Genomic DNA, 19,394 nt, shown 5'->3' with positions numbered 1-19,394 from the left:
AGAAGAGGATGATCCATTTTTTTGTATTGTTACAGTCTTCGTTTCTGGAAGACTTCATTTAATTTGAGCTCTCAAATAATCCTTAATTACAGCCGGATTCAAAGCTCGTAGCGTCGAATTCAGTCTTAGCATATCCTTTGAGTCCATCACTACTTACTTGAAGTACCAATTCATTGACCCCACTACCATCTCTTTTTGGACTACAATATTCAAATAAGTAATAACTGTTGGCCTCATCAAATACAAGATCAGCCGTTTCTTTAAATTTTTCTTCAAGATCCTGATTGCTATCGGCGATGATGGTACCTGCAGGACCTAGAGCGCTTAGCACTTTAGTATCAATTTCGTTACCTAACCCAATGGTAAAATAGTTGATACTGGCGTCAGAACTTTTGACCGCTCTGATGGCTTCGTCTTTACTATGTCTGGCAGCCTGGTCAGTACCATCTGTAAAGACCACGACAGAGGAAGCAGCAATTGTACCTTTATTGAGATATCCTGCCAAATGATCGTCTGCAATGACCGTTGATTTCAAAACTGCACCATAAAGATCAGTTGAAGGATCATTGCTCATATTCGGATCAAGCTTGTCGACTTTCGAAAGCAATAAGCTGGTATTTTCAGTAAAATCCTGCAATTCATGAAGCTTGTCTTCCCCATCAAACCACCAAATTCCTATTTCCGTCGCATCATCATTTCGATAGATAATACTTTGAATAAATTGTTTGGTTGCATTCTTCAGCTCGTAAAAACTGCCTTGCAAAACAGATCCACTCAAATCCAGGACCAACATGGTACTGTATTTGAAAATCTGTTGATTCGGAGATATTCTGGCATTGGACTCGAAAGCAGATATGGTCTTGAAACAATCATCATTCTTACCTTTTTCGTAAACGGAAAAATCATTGTTTCTCAATTTTGCGACCGGTTTACCATCCTTTCTGTCAACTTTAAAGAAGACTGAAACTTTTCCGGGAAGCTCTACAAATTTGTCTTGTATGGTAATTTCAAAAGAATTTTCGGAAAGATCTTCTGTACATCCGAGGGGTGGAATTTCAACGTTTGAAAAGTCCTTCTGACATGAAGTAGCGACTATAAAAAGCGCTATTAATAAATATGCGTAAGATTTCATTAAGGATAGTTTTTAGTAATTAGGAAATAAATCGGTTATAATATGAATCCTAGGCTTAGTAGCTAAATATTACGTTATGTTGTCATATAACGCAAAAATCGCGCCGATGGTATTTTTCTATCCAAATGGACTCGTAAAGGACAAAACTTAAAGTTTGAAATAGATAGAGATTTATAGCTTATTTTAAAGGCCGAAATTGATCTGAAGTGTTACTAGAAATCATTGTTTCCTGTCTCTATTTTACCAATAAATTGCTTTTGCTATTTGAAAAGCGATCGGGCTGGATGTTTGGTTTGCTGGCCTCGGCTTTAGCCATGATTTATTTTTTCAATCTATCGTTCTATCTATTTTTTTCACTGGAATTAGCCTGTTTCGTCATCATGTTTCTGGGACTATTTGCGGAGAAGATGTCCATTAAGGTATCGATAGGAATATATGCTGTGGTGGGATTGGTCATGTTATACCTTCTTTTCAATATCCGCGAGAGTGGGTGGATGGAGTTTGCGACCTCTATTTTGTTTATGTGTGCCTTTCTGTTGCTGGCGAAAAAGAAATATTTCAATGGTTGGCTTTGCCTGGGTATCTCTCACGGCATGATGTTATTGGTCACTTTTGAGAAAGGAGAACATTTCTTTGCTTTAATGCAGGGACTGTCTTTGGTTGTTTGTGGTGTGGCCATGTGGAGGACCACTCGACGACGTTTGATTTCTTCTTAGGTTTTTTAGGTCAATGGATTTTTTTGGGTTTTAAGCAGTTTTGGCAGACCCCTTCCACATGGATAGAAACTTTGTGTATATCAACGTTGGCCAAGCTAATCTGAATGAGTTTTTCAGGTTTTTCACAAGTTACATTTTCGCATTTTATGCACTTGAAGTGTATATGATCGTGGTGATGGTGGTGCTCATCACACTTTTGACCGCAGATGGCGTAATAAGTTTCGTTGTTTTCCTGAAACGCAGTATGGATGATGCCTTGTTTTTTGAGGCTTTCAAGGGTTCGATACAAAGTAACTCTATCACAGTCGTGCATTTGTTCCTGAATGGTAGAGTAGGGCATGGCAGATCGGTGTTGTTGTAATTTTTGAAGCAATGCCACCCTGGTTGAAGTGGCCTTCAAGCCTCTTTCATGGAGAATGTCTTTTGCATTAAGGGTGTTCATATTTGTCAAAAATTAAAGTCTGATCGTACGGGGTTATGGCTTATGATGTATCCAAGTTTGAGTGTTGTGGGCTCCAGTGATTATGCTTTGTTCTACAGTCCTATAACAATTCGTTCAATTCAAGCGCACCATGAAAGACTTACTGGATGGTCACAGGAAATCTAATCTCAATATCTGTTTCACCGCCGGCATTGAGCAAGTTTCCGTCTGAGACTCCATCTCCTGCTTTATTGGGTTCGTGCTTGAGTGTGATAATGATTTGTCCGGTATCGGGATTACCTGTAGATATTCTTGTGTTCAGCCCAATGGGAAATCCATTTTCATCCTGATCGATGTAAACGAATTCCAGATCTTCGATTTCTGATTGGAAGAAGAATTGGTGCTCTTCTGCTTCCTCCTGAATTTCCTGGGTGATGTCTTCAGCTGGAGTTTCTGCTTCATTCAGCAGCTCGAGTTCGCCGAAGTAGGTTTGGTTGGCCATCAGAGTGCCACCTGTGATGGTAGGTTCCTCACCACCATCTCCATCAATATCTACGAAGGTAAATTGCACGGGAATGCCATTCCCGGCTGGAGTGAGCGTAAGGTTCACAGTTGTGATCAATTCTTCTTCGTTGGGAATTACAGGTTCTTCTTTCTCACATGATACGGAGAGTAGAAAGGGAGTTAATAGGATGGTGTAAAGTGCAATTTTCTGAATCATAATGGGTCGTATTTTTTTGTGTGTGGGAGTAAAGGTAACATTTAAATGCAACATTGTTGCATTTGGGGAGCAAATTTTATTGTCTCAAGGAAGAAAATGGTTGACTAAGTTAATATAGCTTAAAAAGAATTCGGATTTCAAGATTTCAAGATTTCCAGGTAATCAGTAATCATAATGTTTTATTAATATCAAAATAAGCCATGCGAGACGTTATGCAGATACGATGGATTATTTGAGTATTTCTTGATAATATCGATAGGATGCTAATTTGCTAATTGACTCTATTTTAATGTTTATGCTCTTTTTCTTTGAGATCATTATGCAAAGGTAATTTGTGTGGATGTTTTTAACCGTAGAATTTAGTAGAGCATACACTTTTGACTCGGAAAATGTAATAAGGTTAAATCATTTTGGTATTCACCAATGGTTCAGTATTTGTGAGAATTAACTTTAGCTTTTCATAGTATGGGTGCCATGCTGCATACTTATCTTGTAGTATTAGAGAATCGAAAGTTTTTACCATTTCATAAAAATGATTATCTCTTGAAATAGCTGTAATAATAAGTGCCCGAAAAAGGTGATCAATACCACCAAGTAATAGTTTAGAATAACTTCTTTCGCCAGCATTTCGAAGTTCAGTTAATTTCTTGTTGAGTGCTATTACATCAGGGTATTTATTTAAGAAGATCTGTCCTTCATTATTGATATAAGTTTTAAAAGCATTAAACCAATGAATTAGGTCCTCAGTTTTAATAATTCTAGATCTTGGTGTAATTGGAGTAGATCCAATTTTTTGTTTTCGATCAGTATAGTTATAAGTTGATTCATTATCGTAGATTGTAGAAAGGCTTGAATATTTTAGATCTTGGTGAATCAACGCCAAATTTGGAAGACCAATTTTGACAATTATTTCTTCCACAATTTTAAATGTTATAGAAAAAAGCGTATTGCCACTGAAGCCACTGTCTGAAAAATAAAAATATGTTTTAATTATTCGTTTTTCCTCATCTTTAATGAATGTCACTTCATCATTAGCTAACATGGTAAATCCTTTTTCCATCAGGAATGACTTAACTTTAGGAATAATAATTTGTTTTTGTTCTGAGATACTTACCATTCTAAAAATCTAAATCTTTAACTAATTGAATGTCTACTAAATTTATATTTTTGATCTCACTAGTTCCACTGTCTGAAATTCTTACAATTTTATCTCTTGCTACTTGAAGAATCTGATTTGCTATCAAATTATATTGGGGTCGATTAAATTTTACTACGAAATCTATTGTAGCTAGACCAGAATCTGATTTTACCTTATTAAATATTAAGGTCTGAGCAGGCGTGAAGTCAGTTGTACCCCGAAGCTTGTTTTCTATTATAATTATATCATCAATTTCATTAGTTAAATCATCATATTTAATCAAAATTATATCTGCCTTCATAAATCCTCCAGGAGTACTTGATGTTATCGGTACTATAAAGGGAACTTCTCTTAATAAAGTATATCCATCTAGATCTATGTCCAGCTTAGTCTGTAAAAGTTTTTTTATAATAGATCCACTAATAATTGATTCAACAATATTTTCATTTAATTCATTACCTAGCCTTGCTGCCCCTTTAAAATTACTTAAACCTGCCGACCTCTCCAACCACTTTTCCATAAATTCCTTCGCGCCTGGAGAGACATCTTCTATATCATCTAGGACTTCGGCAACATTTTCATAGTCAGCTCTGGTGTAATCAGATTTATGACCTAGAATTGCTTCAACTATATCTTCATTTTTATTCAATGCATCAAGAGTTGCATCATCAGCTTCACCGAAGAATTTTGCAATCGTACTTTCACCCGGTTTATCAGAAAACTTAAGGATAGTCTGTTTATTCTTAGTACTTAACTTCATGTACTTTTCAAGCACCGTGGGGTTTTTTGCTGAGAAGTTATTACTTGCTTTGATAAACTCCCCCCACGCTCCTACCTTTCCTTCCCCAAACTCCCCGAAAAACTTCACCAATTCGGGGCGCCCTTTTAAGTCATTGACAAAAACCTCTAATACGTCATCTTCCAGATTTCTCAACTGAGCCATGAAATCTGTTCTCTTTACTCCCTGTGCTATCAATATCTCTGCGAGCTCTCCACTCAGCAATCCGGGGTTGTCCAGCATATTGGGGAGTAACCGTGCAATATCATCGGTTATTTCTTTGACCTGGATGGTTGTCAAATTGTGACCATTGAAAACTTCCGCTGCCTTTCTGTAGAACAGCTCAAAAGACATGTCCGCCATATTTACATCCAATAGTCGTTGGGCCTCTAATTTACTCCTGGCGAAAATCGAAGTGATCCACTCTTCGTCAGCTTTCAATACATATTCAGGCTCAAAAATCTGGTAAACGACCTTTCCGTCCTCAAGCTTTCGTACCGCTTTGTATCCCTTGACACCTCCCTTGACCACTTTGTCTAATGCAAATACAATGGCCAACCCACTTCCATATTCTGCATACTTGCCGAATGCGTGTGTGTTGAAAATGCTCGTGTACAACATTCCGGTAATATCTGCGATGAAATCCGCCCCGACTGGTGCCAACGTCAATGCCATTAAATCTATCACCTTATAAGCAATGTCATGCGGAGTTATCTCATTATGCAAATGCTCCTTATCATCTATCTCGTAGTCTCCAAAAGCTTCATTCAAGGTGGCATCTACATAGTTTTCAGTGTATTCGTAATGAAATTTGGCATAGGCCAACGACACTTTCTTATCAGCACTGTAAGATTCTCTAAGCATCGAAACATTCTCATCAAGTACAAGTATATTTTCAATACCCTCACCATTCAAAGCCTTTAATTCTTCTACAAAAACAGTCTGTCTAAGTCGATTAACATTGTCCTCCCAAGCCCTTCTACCTGCGATATATTCCTGAATCGCTTCTGCCGAAGTCTGTGTCAAAAGCGGCTTGCGCCCTAGTTCATTCATCAAAGCAATTCTATGCCGACTCTTGTATAATCGCACTGCATTGATGGCCGGTTGGCCGATTATATTACTTTCTGTTCGGCCGCCTAGTTCCAGAATGGATCCATCAGATAAATACAGATAAGCTTGGAGATGGAGTGGTTTTGAGAAAGTTTGGAAAATTCTAATGACGTAATCGGAAACACTTTGAACCTGTGCTGTATTTTCTATAGGATGAGGCGTGGAGGGGTAGTAGCCCGGAAAACCGCAAGCACTGCTAAAATTGTTCAATAAACTATTGTATGGCAGCACAATCAAAAAGGTCTGATCATCCTTGTTTTGACTTCTTTCATACGCTAATTGGGCAATTTCACGGGATTGTGAAATGGTATACCTGTCCGTAGTTCTGGCATAAATCAGGTAAATATGGTCACCTGTGTGGTGTTTGAGCAGATAGAGTTTTTCATCAAGTAAGTCAGCTTCCTTCTTTGCAAGCGGTGCCTTTTCAAAATCAACTGAAGCCAGATGCCAATATTGATCCTTGGGCCTAATCTTACTGGCTTGGCTGTTCCTGGCAGCAATCATTTCGTCCAGCTTCCTGGCCACTCTATCTACCAAATTAGAATTAATTGTTGCACTGGGAACCGCTACTTCACAAAAGTCAATATCCAGTTCAACTACCGACTCTTCTTCAGCTTTTTCAACATCACAATAATTCACATGGGTACCAATGATTTCGGATGGTCTGTCATCTGCGTAGATGACTTGAATTTCCTCATGGATGACGCTGGGAATGATTTTGTTTCCTCCCTCCTCTAATTGGATGTAATCATATGCTATCGTATTGATAGCACCATTTTCATCTTGCTTAGATTTATAATATCCGAGAAATACATTCTTATTCTCCTCTTTCTTGAAGCCCACTTTATACTCTTCATCTAAGTAAAGAAATGAATGGAGAACACCTTTCAATTTTTTGTCGTCAAGTCTGTAAAAGCTGAGGGGTAATGCGTTTTCAGGGATTGTGATTCCTTTAAAATCAGGATCTATAAATACATTAGAAAGCCCCAATTCGAGTATTGAAGTATCAGGTACACAAGCAATTTTACCTTCTCCAACACTTTGTTGATCCTCGCTATTTTTAAACCAGGGCAACGGAAATCGTTGGTTGTGCATTCTGTTCCATTGATGGTATACCAATTCTTCTCCGGAGCTGTAGTCCATTAGATTATCACTCTGTCCCTGGTCATAGTCCGTTTTGATCCAAAAATGATTAAGGGTGAACGCTCCATGTCCCAATTCATGTGCGATGGTGCGGGCAAGCTCCTTTTCATTGGTCGTCATTTCAATGAATCCGGCATTTAATCCTTCCGGCATAGCTCCATTGACAGGATCTTCGATTTGATCTACTATGAAAAGGTACATCTGGTTTTCGTCCTGTCCGAACGTTTCCAGGTGGCGCCGAAGAATGGTTTTCATTTGGTCCGAATAGGCGCTTAGTACCTCTGTTTCTGCCGCAAGAATACCTGAATAATCTGAAATCCCCTGATCAATGCGCAATTTTAATTGTGTCTCAATCACACCCTGATTCAGAATCTGATTCGTCATTTTTTCGAGAGAAATCACATCGATATCTTCGCCAAAGCCATTGACCGGAATAAGATTAACCGTATAAATCGTTTTGACATACGGCACCAGATGAAATGCACCCAGGCATTGATTACCCTTTAGTACAAAAACCACCTCTGGGCCTTCTAAACCGGGTACCTTAATCTCAATAGACTGATCGTCAATGGCCGTGTAGGGTAACTCAAACTTGTTTTCAGTGATCACCTGGATTGAATCCATGCTGGTATCAGTCCAGTAATTGGGCACTTTGCTTAATGTAAATCGAATAAAATCGCTACCTCCTCTGGCAACAGACTTGTGATCGAGAGGTGTGCCTGCCCACTGTTCGTAATCGGATAAGAGCTTAGAATCCACTTTGTCAAAGCCATATCGATGATTATCAGCGACACTAAAAGTCACTTCAAATTCACCTGAAATATTACCCGGGAGATCAATTTCCACCTCCCTGATGATCATGCCCCCTGTCAACAAGACATCGCCATCCGGCGTACTTACCCTTAGAGGGGCCTCATATTCTCCACCTTCAGGATAAATGATCACTTTGCCATCCAGAAAAGTTACCTCTGAAACCTGGGGCAGTTCTATTACCGGAAAAGGGTCATTGTTTGCAGGAAACAGATCCCTCCAACTTCCAACGTCGACCATATTGCCACCTGTTGGATCGTACATGGTCCTCATCTCTCCATGTACCAACCTGTATTCTTCGTTGATAAAAATTTGATTGAAAGTCAGTCCAACTTTTGCACCGAATACTGGGGGTTTCATATAACCGGAACCTGAATAATAACCATTGGCACCCTGAGCATCCAAAATCACGACACGCATATCTCCTGCAATTATGGTATCTCCAGTGACCAGGCTTTGAAGAGGAGCTTCATTAGATAAGTCTACTTCCAGAGCGGGCATGCCACATGAAAAATCTCTTTCCGGAGGCAAAACCGGAATTTTCAATATCAGTGATTCACTTTTTCGCTCCTGTGCAGCACAAATTCTGGTAACGTATATCTCATACTTATGCCCCCTGAGATAGTCTTCAAATATCATCCATTCTTCAGCAGTTTCGATGATGCGCCACTCTTGTGCATTCCCATCAGTAATATCACGGTAATGAAGATTATAATAATTGGAAAAACCAGTTTGCCCCAATTCATTAGAAATACTTCGCGTATTACCAGAAAGATTATTGGCATCCTCAGGACTTCTGGTCGTTGTACTATTTGGTGATTCTGTAGCGACTTGCTCTTGTACAGGTGGACCTGTACCCCAATAAATAATCATATCTTTTTGATCATCTACCAGATAATTTGGAGCCTCGGGACTTTCACAAATCTGACCCGGCAAAATCATTCCATACTTGAATCGATGTAAGTCCGAGTAACCTAAATTTTTAAAAGCATAGACCGGTAATCCTAAACCACCATTGACCTTATCCTCTACCCGGACCCTCATGATGTATTCCATTCCGATCCCAAGCGGTAGATCAAGCGCGGTAATAAAGTCAGAAGTGATCTGATTGACGGTATTGACATAATAAGGCGCGGTCAAGTCAACCAATTGTTGTTCCGTAAAACCATCAAGAACCTCCCACAATTCTATGGTATATTGAACCGGGAAAGCACCCATGTGGAGCGGTTGCCATGCCAATTGCACGTTTTGTGGAAAGCTGGGATGTAGACTGTCCAGCGGTAAGATGATTTCTGGAGGATCAAATTGCTCCAGAAACAGGTAGAAGCAGGAGGTGCTGGAAACTTGCTCCTGGTTCAACAATTCATATGCTGTCACACAGATTTCCCAGTCACCTTCTGCCATAAATCCATCGATATCAGTAATTTGGTTAGCCAGACCAGAAGACGACAAATAGGGAATCAAGTCATTATTACTTAAAACGGTAGGAATACCTTGCTGAATGGAAATCGGAAGATTAATCAATGCTGGATCTGAAAAGAAAACCCCATTGGGCCCCCTGAATTCAATTCGAAGTCCTATTTCCAGGCGGGATACTGCAAGATCTTTGAGTGAGGCACTTAATAAGATTTTGTTGGCCTGCAAACCTTGAGATTGACTAAAGGTATGGAAGGCAGGACTATGTGGGGGTAAAATCTGCAAGTTTACATCTACTGGGTAATTCTGTGCATTTGAGTTTTGGCTATTGACCACTAAGAATAAAGTGATGACCGGAATCAGTACGAAATTAAGCCTCATTCTACCCTTCAAAAGATCTCGAACACGTTGAACCCATCCCTTATTCATAGCGAATGTTTTTGGGTTCAGAAAATTCAGTTTCATAACCATCTTTGTAGATGATTTTTATAAAGTAGGAATAAGTCTGATTTTTCTTCGGTAATCGATCTGTGAAAGACTTTGTGTCGATGTCCAACAAAGCTACAATATGTGCGGGTTGATCTTTCGACGCTTTGATCAACTGAATATTGTAAATTTCGGGGTCTACAAAATCATGATTGAACAGTACGCTGTCATTTTCTTCAAGGTTAATATCCCAGCGACTTAGATCAACATCATGTTTGGGTAAAGTCTTAATCACAACAGGTTTAGAAGGCTCGGAAAAGTTTCCAGAGGAATCCATAGCCATCATGAAGTAGGCATAAGTGCTGCTCGGTAAAAGATTACTTTCGGTGAAGGTGGAGTCCATATTTGGCGCTTGCCATTCCTGCACCAGCGTCCAATCCACTTCTTCTTCGATATTTCTTCGGAACAACTGTTGATTAACTACATCGCCGCTTGAACTAGTGTGCCATGCAAGCTGTGTACCTCCGGGTAGACTCTTGTAATCATAAAAGTTGGGACTCAGTGGTGCAATTATGTCCGGTTTTAAAAGCTTTACAATTTTCGAAAATGGAGACCTGTTGTTTCGGTTATCCACTGCTGTCACCTTATAGAAGAGATCGCGGTTTAGGGATTTTAGGCCAATGGTGTCTTTAAAGATCGAGATGGGAATAGCCTTAAAATGAGCCAATGTCATTTCCCGTGTACTGTCGAATCCAAAGAATACTTTATAACCATAAAAATCCTTTTCTACATTTTGATCCCAAGTGAGGTCAACTATGCCATTACTGTCGATAACCGCAGTCAAATTGGTAGGAGTGGCCGGGGGTATAGTATCCAGATGAGTGACCAGTACAGGAAAAGAACTGTGTTCCTTGCCATTTAAGTCTACGGCGGCTACTCGGAAAAAATTATTTTCATAGGGAAGTGATCTGATCAGATGATTAGTTGAAGGATCGATATTCAAACTGTCTGATTCGTAAGGGCCATCCCAATGTTCACCCACATAAATGCGCCATTCCTTGACATTGGGCTCAAATTCAGGATAAAGAGACCAGGCCAGATGAACTTCGTTGGTATTCAGAAGATCAGATCGATCGATTGATGGGCTTGCTCCGATTCCAATACTGCCCTGCCCCGTTACTTCCTTGAAATTCTGGCTGCGTAGTCCCAGATAATCTCGTCCATAAATTCGGAAGGTATATGGATCATCATTATTATTGAGAGAAATCTGTCGGTATATAAAATGCAATGCCTGATCAGAGGAGGTATCAGTGGGGTTAATGAGCAGTGTATCCAGGATTTCAAAAGGCGCCTCCGCAATGGATTGGTGCACTTCGTAACCAAAGAATACTTCATTATTAGCTCGAGTGTTCCATTCTAGTGTTACTTTTTTATTTTCCCAGGTTGGCTTGACTTCGGATACCTTCGTTTCCTCATAAGTTTCGGGCTCCAAAACAAATTCCAATTTGAGATTGTCGGGACCGGTAATGGTATAATTCAATGTTTCTGAAGATATAATTTCCTCGTCCTTAAATCCGAAACCTGAGTTAAATATCAATTGATGATTGGTGTTTAAAACATAATCGACCAGCTCCATTCTCAATTCATCCACATCACTAAAATCAACTTCAGCACCTTCAAAAATATCCTCGATATAGGCACTGTGATTTGTCTCACTATCAAGTAGTTTCGCCACAACGTATTTCGGTGAGTCATCAGCTGCTGAATTGAGAAATCTTAGCGTCTGATTCCTGACCTCAAACTGCTGTACTTCTCCCGTGGCAACATTGGTTCTGGTCACCTGAAATCCATCATTTAATGCCTTTGTCCAAGTCCTCGCATTAACCATTTTCCAGCGCAAACTAAGGTTGGTGCCATCAAAGTGATGATAAAGTAGTGGTTGCTGTGCTTGTGCCATAATTGCACTCCATGTCAATATGCAGAGGATCATTATTCTCATATCAACTCTTTACGGTTCCACATTTTTCTCCCAGTTCCACATTCTTATTAATATCCACCTTATTTAGGATTTTAATTTTCAGGTCAATGTTGAAATAATCCGGGTTAGGAAGATCTCCTTCTGCTTTAAAGGCTAAAAATTGCTTGTGTATTTTAAAGGCCTTAAGCCAATAACCTTCAACTTCAGCGTATAAGTAAACGCGACCATATGCTCTCCAACCTTTTTGGCCATGTGGAAAGGTGTCGACCAGTGAACATGTGGACTGATCAGAGAAACTCAATAAAGCCAGATCAAATCCAGCGCCTCCGCGTACATTGACATACCTCCATTTAGCGGGTTCTCCATTTTTCTTGGTGTGCCTGTAGGTAAAACCAACATTCATGCTGCTGCCAAATGCTGCACCCGTTGCATTGGAAGAGCTTCTTCCTCCTTCGTTGAGTTTCGATCTATTGATTTCATTGGCAGATTGGCCGAAAATAGCGGCCAATTGAGGGGATAATGTTGGTGGTCCAGGAAGATCGTTGCCCATCAAAAGATACAGGCTGGCAGTAATACTGAAAGTCTTAAAGTATATTCCCACTGAAACAGGTGGAATGACCTCTCCCTCAATATTAGAGATAGATCCATCAGCATAACCACCTATATAAAGATGCCATTGGTCTTCTAATCCGGGATCCTGTGGAACATTGACTAAAAGATCCAGCTTGCCCTGCCCTCTAATTTTTCCCTGTCCGGCATCTATATAAGTATTGAAATTGCCGTGCATCAGAAATCCATCGACGAGACTAACCCGCATCATGACTGCGCAACTGATGGTATTGGCTTTACCTTTGGCATTGGTTTCATTAAATGCTGCAGCCTCACTTCTTTCCATGACATTCGACGAGATATTGTCCTTCTGTGCGCTGGCCCATCCTTCCGAATCACTCCCGGCTATTTCACCTGTGCCATACAGCTTGATCTCCCGCAGTCCCAGGTTCTGATTGAATGAAAGTTCCAGGGTCACCACACCCTGAAAAGCTTTTCCCGAAGTGGTGGTTAGTCCAATGGTGGCTTTGAGCCCCAATCTGGTATTGCGATCAGGTTCGTAAATGATGCCTGAATAAGGATTGTTCAGTCCATTTTCAGCCATCAATCCCAGTTCATAGCCAGCCATGCTCATGTGATGATACATTCCTCCCCCAAAACCATTGGCAGCGATAGGAGGATATATGGGAACTGCCATTAAGCTGGAAGATATGTAAACATCAAAACTCCAGTATTTATATTCTTCTTCCGAGCCTTCATTCATGGTTCCAAAACGAGCACTTGCGGCAGCACTGAATTTATAGCGATTTCCATCTTTGACGAAACCACCCTCTAGATTACCGGCAAAACCATTGCCATAAACCGGGTCATCTGCGAAAAAAACAATACCCCCTTTGATGTAGCCCGCATCAGCGAAATCAAGATGGATTTCTAGAGCCATTAATTTCATTTCTTCAAACTCCCAGCTCTGGCGGTTCGAAACCATTTGAGGTCTGGCAACCATCCCAAAAGCACCACCCACCTTTGCACCTCCATCCTCTTCAGACATGGGTCCCGCTTCCATGCCTATGCTAAACATCACTCGGTCATTATCCATATTGATAATGGATGCGTGATCAACATTTAGTATCGAATTGTTTAAGATCGGTCCCGCAGTAAAAGTAATGTGACCGCCATGTGTTCCGAGACTCACATAAGGCAGGGTATCTTGAATAATCAAGTGGCCAAACGAAACATCCGCAATGGTCAGGTCTGTATTTTTTGTTATTTCTGACGGTGAAACTTCAATATTCATCGTTCCTGACAACACCGCTTGCACTTTAAATGCATTGTTCACCACGCCCACATTCAAGTAAGTGTTTTCATTCAAGACTGCACTCCCGACCTTCCACATTGGTATGGTCATCAGAGAGTCCACACCTATGTCAAACACGTAGTTTTCTGATTTTAGGTTGGCCAGGGCGCGATATCTCAGACTTTGATTTTTATCACCTATCGGGATGACCACTCTGCCATCAAAACCAAATTCATACACTTCACTGTAAAGGGTACTCATTTCTAATCTGTCCATGCTGTAAGCCCATCCAGTGGCGCCCATACTTCCACGATCTAAGGACAAGACCTGATCCACGTAGAACTTGCCTGTAATTCCTTTGTGGTCCAGATAGAGCCGTTCAGCACCAAATGCCAAACGATCATCATCTTGTTGGAAAACAGAGGGTAGAATAACTTCAATCTTTTGGATGAAAACGCCTTTCCATAAAGCGTCACGGGTTGGATCTGGTGATGGACTGACAATCAGTTGCTGCTCGGGATCAAAGATGGGTGGAGGTTCGAATCCTGGTGCATTTTTAGTTTCAGAGAGGTCTACCACCACCTCATCGACTATAAATGCGATGCTGGTGTCTTGTGTCAACGTAAAGTGAGGCAATGAAACATTGACCACGATGTGATTGAAATCAGAAACGGTAAGGCCAATGTTGGCTTTCACTCTCTGATTTCCCGGCAGTAGCTGACCAGTTTCGTCTGTAGGCAGGATCCATTCTCTGCTTACTAAAACATCTCCTTCTATTCTAGCCGATTTGAATCCGTTGCAATCAAATGTAATGTAGCATCCTCCATGATTACCGTCCTCATTCCGATCGAAAGCTTTGAAAACGAAGGCCATGTTGCTGGTATTTGGTCGGTACGGGAAATCTGCGAATAAGGCCAATGTAGCATCACCTATAAATCCGCCCTCAGAAGTAAACTTGATGTCATCACTTCCAAACATCAGTTGAACACCACCCTTCTTCTGAATGGCTCCATACACTTTCATGATGGTATATTCAGGAAGTATCCTGGCCTCATGAAATACAAGAGAATAGGTATAACCATTGATGCTGTCTTTGATGCCAATGGGAAACTGAAGAATTTCCGCACCTGTAAGTGCACCTATTAAATTGGATCGGCTCAAACCGTCTATCGCCTTTTGGGCAGCGCGGACCTTCGGATTGCCGGCATAAGCCACCTCCATGGCATCAATGTCTTCCATGCCGTCTACTTCGCCTTTATGGGATGCAGCACTCTTGATCCACTGGTCGACATTTTTAAATTGATAACCTTTTACTTGTTGAAAAGTACTTGTCCTAGTTTTCAATTTATTGCTAGCAGCTTCAATACTGTCCAGATAGTAGGTGAGCTTAGAAATGTTGAGGAAATCGTGTCCATTATGAATTGGATTGTGATTGCCAAATAGAGATCCCACGACCGGGATAATGAAAATGATTATGATGCTAATCCTCTTCATTTTTGTGGATTAAAGAGATAAGTATAATTCAATGTATTTCTAAATTCACTAAATTTTTGTAAGCCGGAGTTTGTATTTTCTACATGGTTATTGATCAGTCCCGAAGTAAATACAATGGCGCTGGTTTTCGTTAATTGGTATCCAGTGGAAAATTGTAAATTGATCACACGTCCTGAAGCTTGTAATAGATCATCTACTTTCTGAGAAGAAAGCGCATAATTCAAAGCCAACGAAATATTGAGACTGTTATCGAGAAGTGACTTTTCTGACGAAATACCTACGCTATTAAATGTGGTTTCAAGCAGTCCAATTTTATTTCTTTGGTGGGCCAGATGACCATTAAAGCTCCACGCTGCAGGTTTCAATTGTAAAAAGTAGTTGACAGTGCTGGTTAATGTTCTACTGGATTGATCCAGTCTGGCCAAATCATTTTCTATGGTAGCTCCCCGATTGAAAGTCATCTGTCCCTGTATTCCAGAGCTACGGCTATTGTCATTGGTAAGAATCCAACTAAAGCCTGCGCTGCCATTCTCGTTTGATAACACCAGATCTGTAATTACATTTAAAGAATCAATATTTCGAATGGAAATCCTTCTATTGACATGATTAAAATTAGAATAACTGCCTGTAAAAGTAAGTGACTTAGTAGCCCTGATGGTTGCATTGGCACTTCCGACAATCCTTCTGTACTGATTAGCCTGGTCTTCCCCCAAATTATTTCTTTGAATACCTGATCTTCCTATCAGGATCAGTCTGCTTTTAAAGAGTTTTAGGTTTAAGCCTCCACTGATGTTTTCAAGGTCATTGTTGAAAAATAAGGCTCCCATTGTCCGGTATCCCGGATCAATTCTTTCATAACCTACATTGACAGAGAATAAATTAAAGCGATAAATCCATTTCGCTTCGAAGGCATTGTTGATCCTGGAACTGATATTTTTCCGTAGTAATCCGCCGTAATTTGACACCCTTACTCTTTTTTGTTCAGCGTTTAAATTTCGGTCATCTGTAAATCCCGAACTCGAATAATTGATCTCTAGATCCATTCGTGGTCCGATGGATTTTCCGATCTCGCCGCTTAGGATGACATTCTCGGAGGGAGAGAAATTTAAACTGGAATCCAAGGCAACAGAAGGAACGGACGAACCATCGTCCCAGGCCTTAAAAATTGAAATCAACACCTTGTCTTTGCCGTTCTTGTACCCGATTTTACCCCCAAAACCCATTCTTTTGAAATACGGATCAACGTTGTTAATGGTTTGAAAGTCTTCCAGGCGAGCTCGTCTCAATCTGCCGTAAAATCCCGAGAAGAACCAATTTCCGGGTGTAAGCTCTATTCCGCCCCCGTTAAAAGAATGGTTGTTAAAAGAGTATTTTCCAAAGTTCATGGTTCGCGTTCCAACTAATAGTTTTGCCCACTTGTACGAAGGACTCAATCCAACAAAACTATAAGAAGGTAGACGGCGGTTAAACACTACGCCACCATTGGAATATGCCAGTGAAAAAGGCATTTTAACACCCAGTAGATCAAAGTTTAAGGCTGCGAGTATTCTTCCATTAAAAGGAATCGCACGGCCTGTTATTCCGAAAGCCTGATAATACTGAGCAGTGGCATTGATATTTCCTGTAACTTTTAACGGATCATTTTGAATCCGTTTACGTAAGGATTGGTACTGCTGTTCTACATCTTGCCCACAGAGCCAGACAGGAGAAAGGAGAAACACCACCCCAATAATTTTTATGCGGGCGATTATTAAAAGCATTTGTTTTTCATCTGCATAGCAGAAAGTTGGTTATGAAAAGGCAGTGAGCGGTGTTATTGAGATTAAGATATATGAATTTCACTATTCAAGCAAATAAGGTCAAAAAAAATAAAAAGATTGTCCCCTTATGAAAACTGCGCTACGTCTACTTAGCGAAACATTTTTTATTTTGAACTTCTAAAACTTTTAACAATGAAGGAATACATGATGGTTTTTCTAGGACCCGATTATGGCGAAGATGGTATGGGTCTAAGTGCTGAACAGATTCAGCAAAGGATGGGTAAATGGTTTGCATGGCATGAAAAAATGGAAAAGCAAGGTATCGTCAAAGGAGGCGAAGCACTGCACGCTCACGGTAAGCGAATTTCAGGTCCTGACAGAATCGTTACAGATGGGCCTTCTGCAGCAAGCAAAGAGCTCATTGGTGGGTATTACGTCATCACTGCAGAATCAATGGAAGAAGCGATGAAAGTTGCTGAAGACTTCCCGGATTATGACTTAGGAAGTACCGTTGAGGTCAGAGAAGTCATGAAATTCGAAGGAATGTGACTTCAGATAAAATCATAGACCATCTTTTCAGACACGAGTATGGGAAGATGGTCTCTTCACTGACCCGAATATATGGCATTCAAAATCTGGAGTTGATCGAAGATGCAGTACAGGACACCTTTAAAAAAGCCGTGCTTTATTTTCGAAACCATTCATTACCGGATAACCTGCAAGCCTGGCTGCGAACAGCGGTCAAAAATCGTGCAATAGACCTTTTTCGTAAAGCAGCTACCCATAAAAAATATGACCAGGCTTCCGGACCGGGATTTATGTCTATGTCAGAAGTGTTTTCGGATCATGAAATTGAAGATAATCAACTCAGATTACTTTTTACCATTTGCCATCCAGGCTTGAAAACGAAGGATCAAATCATATTTGCTCTAAAGTCCTTCAGTGGATTTTCTATAACTGAAATTGCCGGAGCCTTGCTTCTGGACAAGGAAAATGTCAAGAAAACACTTCAAAGGGCAAGAAAAAAACTTCAAAGGGACCCCATTGCATTTCAAGTGCCCACTGGAGCTGCATTTAACGAACGAATCGACGTTGTACACTTGGCCATTTACTTATTGTTCAATGAGGGTTTTCATTCTTCCGGCAAGGATTCTTTGATCAGAAAAGATTTGGTTGCAGAGGCATTAAGGTTAGGTGGGTTGTTATTGGATAAGTTTAAGGAGCATGAAACCAGTGCGCTCATGGCATTAATGTGTTTTCATGCGGCGAGATTAAATGCGAAGATTGACGATGAAGGAAACTTAATTAAGCTCAAATACCAGGATCGAAAAAGATGGAATTACCAATTGGTATGGAAAGGCCATCTGCATATGGAGCATGCTGTGGAAACTAAGATCTTTACCAGATTTCACTATGAAGCAGCCATTGCGGGAGAGTACGTCATGGCTGAAAATTTTGATCAAATTAATTGGCGCAAACTGGAGAACTATTACACTCATTTGATTCGAATTCATTCAACACCTCTGAACATTCTTAATCTGGCTGTTATTCAACACCAAAGTATGGAGTCTGATAAGGCCCTTAAAACCATCTCAAAAATACAACCTTTCCAACTTAAAGGAAAAGAACACCTTTATCATGCCGTCCTTGCAGAAATTCAAATGGCACTTCAAAATTATGAGGCAGCTCAGGCAGAAATAGAACACGCTTTAGCACTCGTCCAAAACCAATCTGAACGAAAATTATTGACTGAAAATTATGAAAACATTAAGAGTGGCATAGTAACAAAATAGTATTGCCCGGCGTTTAATGTAAATTAATTGTTAACTTTGTGTAAACTAAAAGTGAATGCCATGAGGAAGAATGTCGTATTGGATAATGGTTATCATGATGTCTATTCTATTTCAATAATTGTAGGTTTTCTAGTGCTCAGCTTGCTTAAATTAGGTGCCATGATTAGGAGTGGAACCACCTTGACCTTAGAAGGTATGGCACTTTTACTCACCATTGTTTTTTTGGCAGGTATTGTTTACTTCATATCACAAATCAAGCTTAAGGTTAAAATTGGTAAAAAGAAAGTATCCATCAATATTATCCCTTTTGGGTTCAGTAAAATTAAGTTTAGAAAAGAGCGAATCAGAAAGGTCGATTTCTTTAAATTTGATGAGGTCACCAAGTCGAGTGGGGCACTCATTCACTTTGGAAATAGAGAAAGGATTTTCAATTTTGGTGGAAATAGTGGCATGACCATCACCTTGGACAGTGGTAGAAAATTCACTTTCATTTCAAAGGACATTCATTATAAGAAAGAAGAGATTCTTGAATTAATTCAATAGTACGTTTGTAATCCTCGTTTGGAGGCTGTGGTCAGGTCAAGTAGAGATTCGCCAACAACGTTATCTCTAGAACCACAAAGCCTGCTTTAAGACTCATTGCCTTTTCATCATGCTAGAATGTGTAAAAATTCATTTAATGGATGACCCATTCGTTTGAGCAAACACAAAACCT

The 19,394-nt window shown here is 40.2% G+C and carries 12 protein-coding genes; 4 read left to right on the top strand and 8 right to left on the bottom strand.

The features are described 5' to 3' along the window. Nucleotides 1–82 precede the first annotated feature (82 nt). The gene (locus L2567_RS11920; RefSeq protein ID WP_235298004.1) at nt 83–1,132 is read right to left on the bottom strand and encodes a VWA domain-containing protein; all 1,050 of its coding nucleotides are present in this window, start codon (nt 1,130–1,132) and stop codon (nt 83–85) included. 206 nt (nt 1,133–1,338) lie between these two features. Here L2567_RS11920 and L2567_RS11915 point away from each other — a divergent pair, with 206 nt between their 5' ends. Beyond that, nucleotides 1,339–1,848, top strand: a complete 510-nt coding sequence (locus tag L2567_RS11915; RefSeq protein WP_235298003.1) for a hypothetical protein — start codon at nt 1,339–1,341, stop codon at nt 1,846–1,848. 10 nt (nt 1,849–1,858) lie between these two features. Here L2567_RS11915 and L2567_RS21325 read toward each other — a convergent pair whose 3' ends face one another. The 7 genes from L2567_RS21325 to L2567_RS11880 all read right to left on the bottom strand — a co-directional run bounded on the left by L2567_RS21325 (nt 1,859) and on the right by L2567_RS11880 (nt 16,886). Then, nucleotides 1,859–2,290: a Fur family transcriptional regulator gene (locus tag L2567_RS21325; RefSeq protein ID WP_406626686.1), complete on the bottom strand. Its 432-nt coding sequence runs from the start codon at nt 2,288–2,290 to the stop codon at nt 1,859–1,861. 139 nt (nt 2,291–2,429) lie between these two features. Beyond that, nucleotides 2,430–2,990 carry a type 1 periplasmic binding fold superfamily protein gene (locus L2567_RS11905; RefSeq protein ID WP_235298001.1) on the bottom strand — a complete coding sequence of 187 codons (561 nt, stop codon included), beginning with the start codon at nt 2,988–2,990 and terminating at the stop codon, nt 2,430–2,432. 400 nt (nt 2,991–3,390) lie between these two features. Next, complete coding sequence (locus L2567_RS11900) at nt 3,391–4,107, bottom strand: hypothetical protein (RefSeq protein WP_235298000.1); 717 nt, start codon at nt 4,105–4,107, stop codon at nt 3,391–3,393. Nucleotide 4,108: 1 nt separating this feature from the next. After that, nucleotides 4,109–9,814, bottom strand: a complete 5,706-nt coding sequence (locus tag L2567_RS11895; protein WP_235297999.1) for a hypothetical protein — start codon at nt 9,812–9,814, stop codon at nt 4,109–4,111. Continuing rightward, nucleotides 9,807–11,810 carry a fibronectin type III domain-containing protein gene (locus L2567_RS11890; protein ID WP_235297998.1) on the bottom strand — a complete coding sequence of 668 codons (2,004 nt, stop codon included), beginning with the start codon at nt 11,808–11,810 and terminating at the stop codon, nt 9,807–9,809. Before L2567_RS11890 ends, L2567_RS11895 begins: the two co-directional genes overlap by 8 nt. A 1-nt stretch (nt 11,811) precedes the next feature. Beyond that, nucleotides 11,812–15,126, bottom strand: a complete 3,315-nt coding sequence (locus tag L2567_RS11885; RefSeq protein ID WP_235297997.1) for a hypothetical protein — start codon at nt 15,124–15,126, stop codon at nt 11,812–11,814. Continuing rightward, nucleotides 15,123–16,886 carry a TonB-dependent receptor gene (locus L2567_RS11880; RefSeq protein ID WP_235297996.1) on the bottom strand — a complete coding sequence of 588 codons (1,764 nt, stop codon included), beginning with the start codon at nt 16,884–16,886 and terminating at the stop codon, nt 15,123–15,125. Before L2567_RS11880 ends, L2567_RS11885 begins: the two co-directional genes overlap by 4 nt. Before the next feature lie 192 nt (nt 16,887–17,078). Between L2567_RS11880 and L2567_RS11875 the strand changes: the two genes are divergently transcribed. From L2567_RS11875 to L2567_RS11865, 3 genes are read left to right on the top strand one after another with little or no spacing between them, the layout of a single operon-like run. Next, nucleotides 17,079–17,435: a YciI family protein gene (locus L2567_RS11875; RefSeq protein ID WP_235297995.1), complete on the top strand. Its 357-nt coding sequence runs from the start codon at nt 17,079–17,081 to the stop codon at nt 17,433–17,435. Further along, entirely contained in the window at nt 17,432–18,679 is a 1,248-nt protein-coding gene (locus tag L2567_RS11870) for an RNA polymerase sigma factor (protein WP_235297994.1), read from the top strand. The genes L2567_RS11875 and L2567_RS11870 overlap by 4 nt, the downstream gene beginning before the upstream one ends. Before the next feature lie 60 nt (nt 18,680–18,739). Next, nucleotides 18,740–19,222 (top strand): hypothetical protein, encoded by a 483-nt coding sequence (locus L2567_RS11865; RefSeq protein WP_235297993.1) that lies wholly within the window; start codon nt 18,740–18,742, stop codon nt 19,220–19,222. Nucleotides 19,223–19,394 lie beyond the last annotated feature (172 nt).

This window comes from Portibacter marinus, from assembly GCF_021533195.1.
GTDB lineage: Bacteria > Bacteroidota > Bacteroidia > Chitinophagales > Saprospiraceae > Portibacter > Portibacter marinus.
Note: the sequence above shows the minus strand (reverse complement) of the source record. Positions and strands in the feature narration are given on the sequence as shown.

What these genes read in the sequence shown, in the direction of transcription:
- L2567_RS11900 (WP_235298000.1), bottom strand. Translation starts at nt 4,107, where the DNA reads ATGGTAAGTATCTCAGAACAAAAACAAATTATTATTCCTAAAGTTAAG.
- L2567_RS11885 (WP_235297997.1), bottom strand. Translation starts at nt 15,126, where the DNA reads ATGAAGAGGATTAGCATCATAATCATTTTCATTATCCCGGTCGTGGGA.
- L2567_RS21325 (WP_406626686.1), bottom strand. Translation starts at nt 2,290, where the DNA reads ATGAACACCCTTAATGCAAAAGACATTCTCCATGAAAGAGGCTTGAAG.
- L2567_RS11890 (WP_235297998.1), bottom strand. Translation starts at nt 11,810, where the DNA reads ATGAGAATAATGATCCTCTGCATATTGACATGGAGTGCAATTATGGCA.
- L2567_RS11865 (WP_235297993.1), top strand. Translation starts at nt 18,740, where the DNA reads ATGAGGAAGAATGTCGTATTGGATAATGGTTATCATGATGTCTATTCT.
- L2567_RS11920 (WP_235298004.1), bottom strand. Translation starts at nt 1,132, where the DNA reads ATGAAATCTTACGCATATTTATTAATAGCGCTTTTTATAGTCGCTACT.
- L2567_RS11905 (WP_235298001.1), bottom strand. Translation starts at nt 2,990, where the DNA reads ATGATTCAGAAAATTGCACTTTACACCATCCTATTAACTCCCTTTCTA.
- L2567_RS11895 (WP_235297999.1), bottom strand. Translation starts at nt 9,814, where the DNA reads ATGAATAAGGGATGGGTTCAACGTGTTCGAGATCTTTTGAAGGGTAGA.
- L2567_RS11880 (WP_235297996.1), bottom strand. Translation starts at nt 16,886, where the DNA reads ATGCTTTTAATAATCGCCCGCATAAAAATTATTGGGGTGGTGTTTCTC.
- L2567_RS11875 (WP_235297995.1), top strand. Translation starts at nt 17,079, where the DNA reads ATGAAGGAATACATGATGGTTTTTCTAGGACCCGATTATGGCGAAGAT.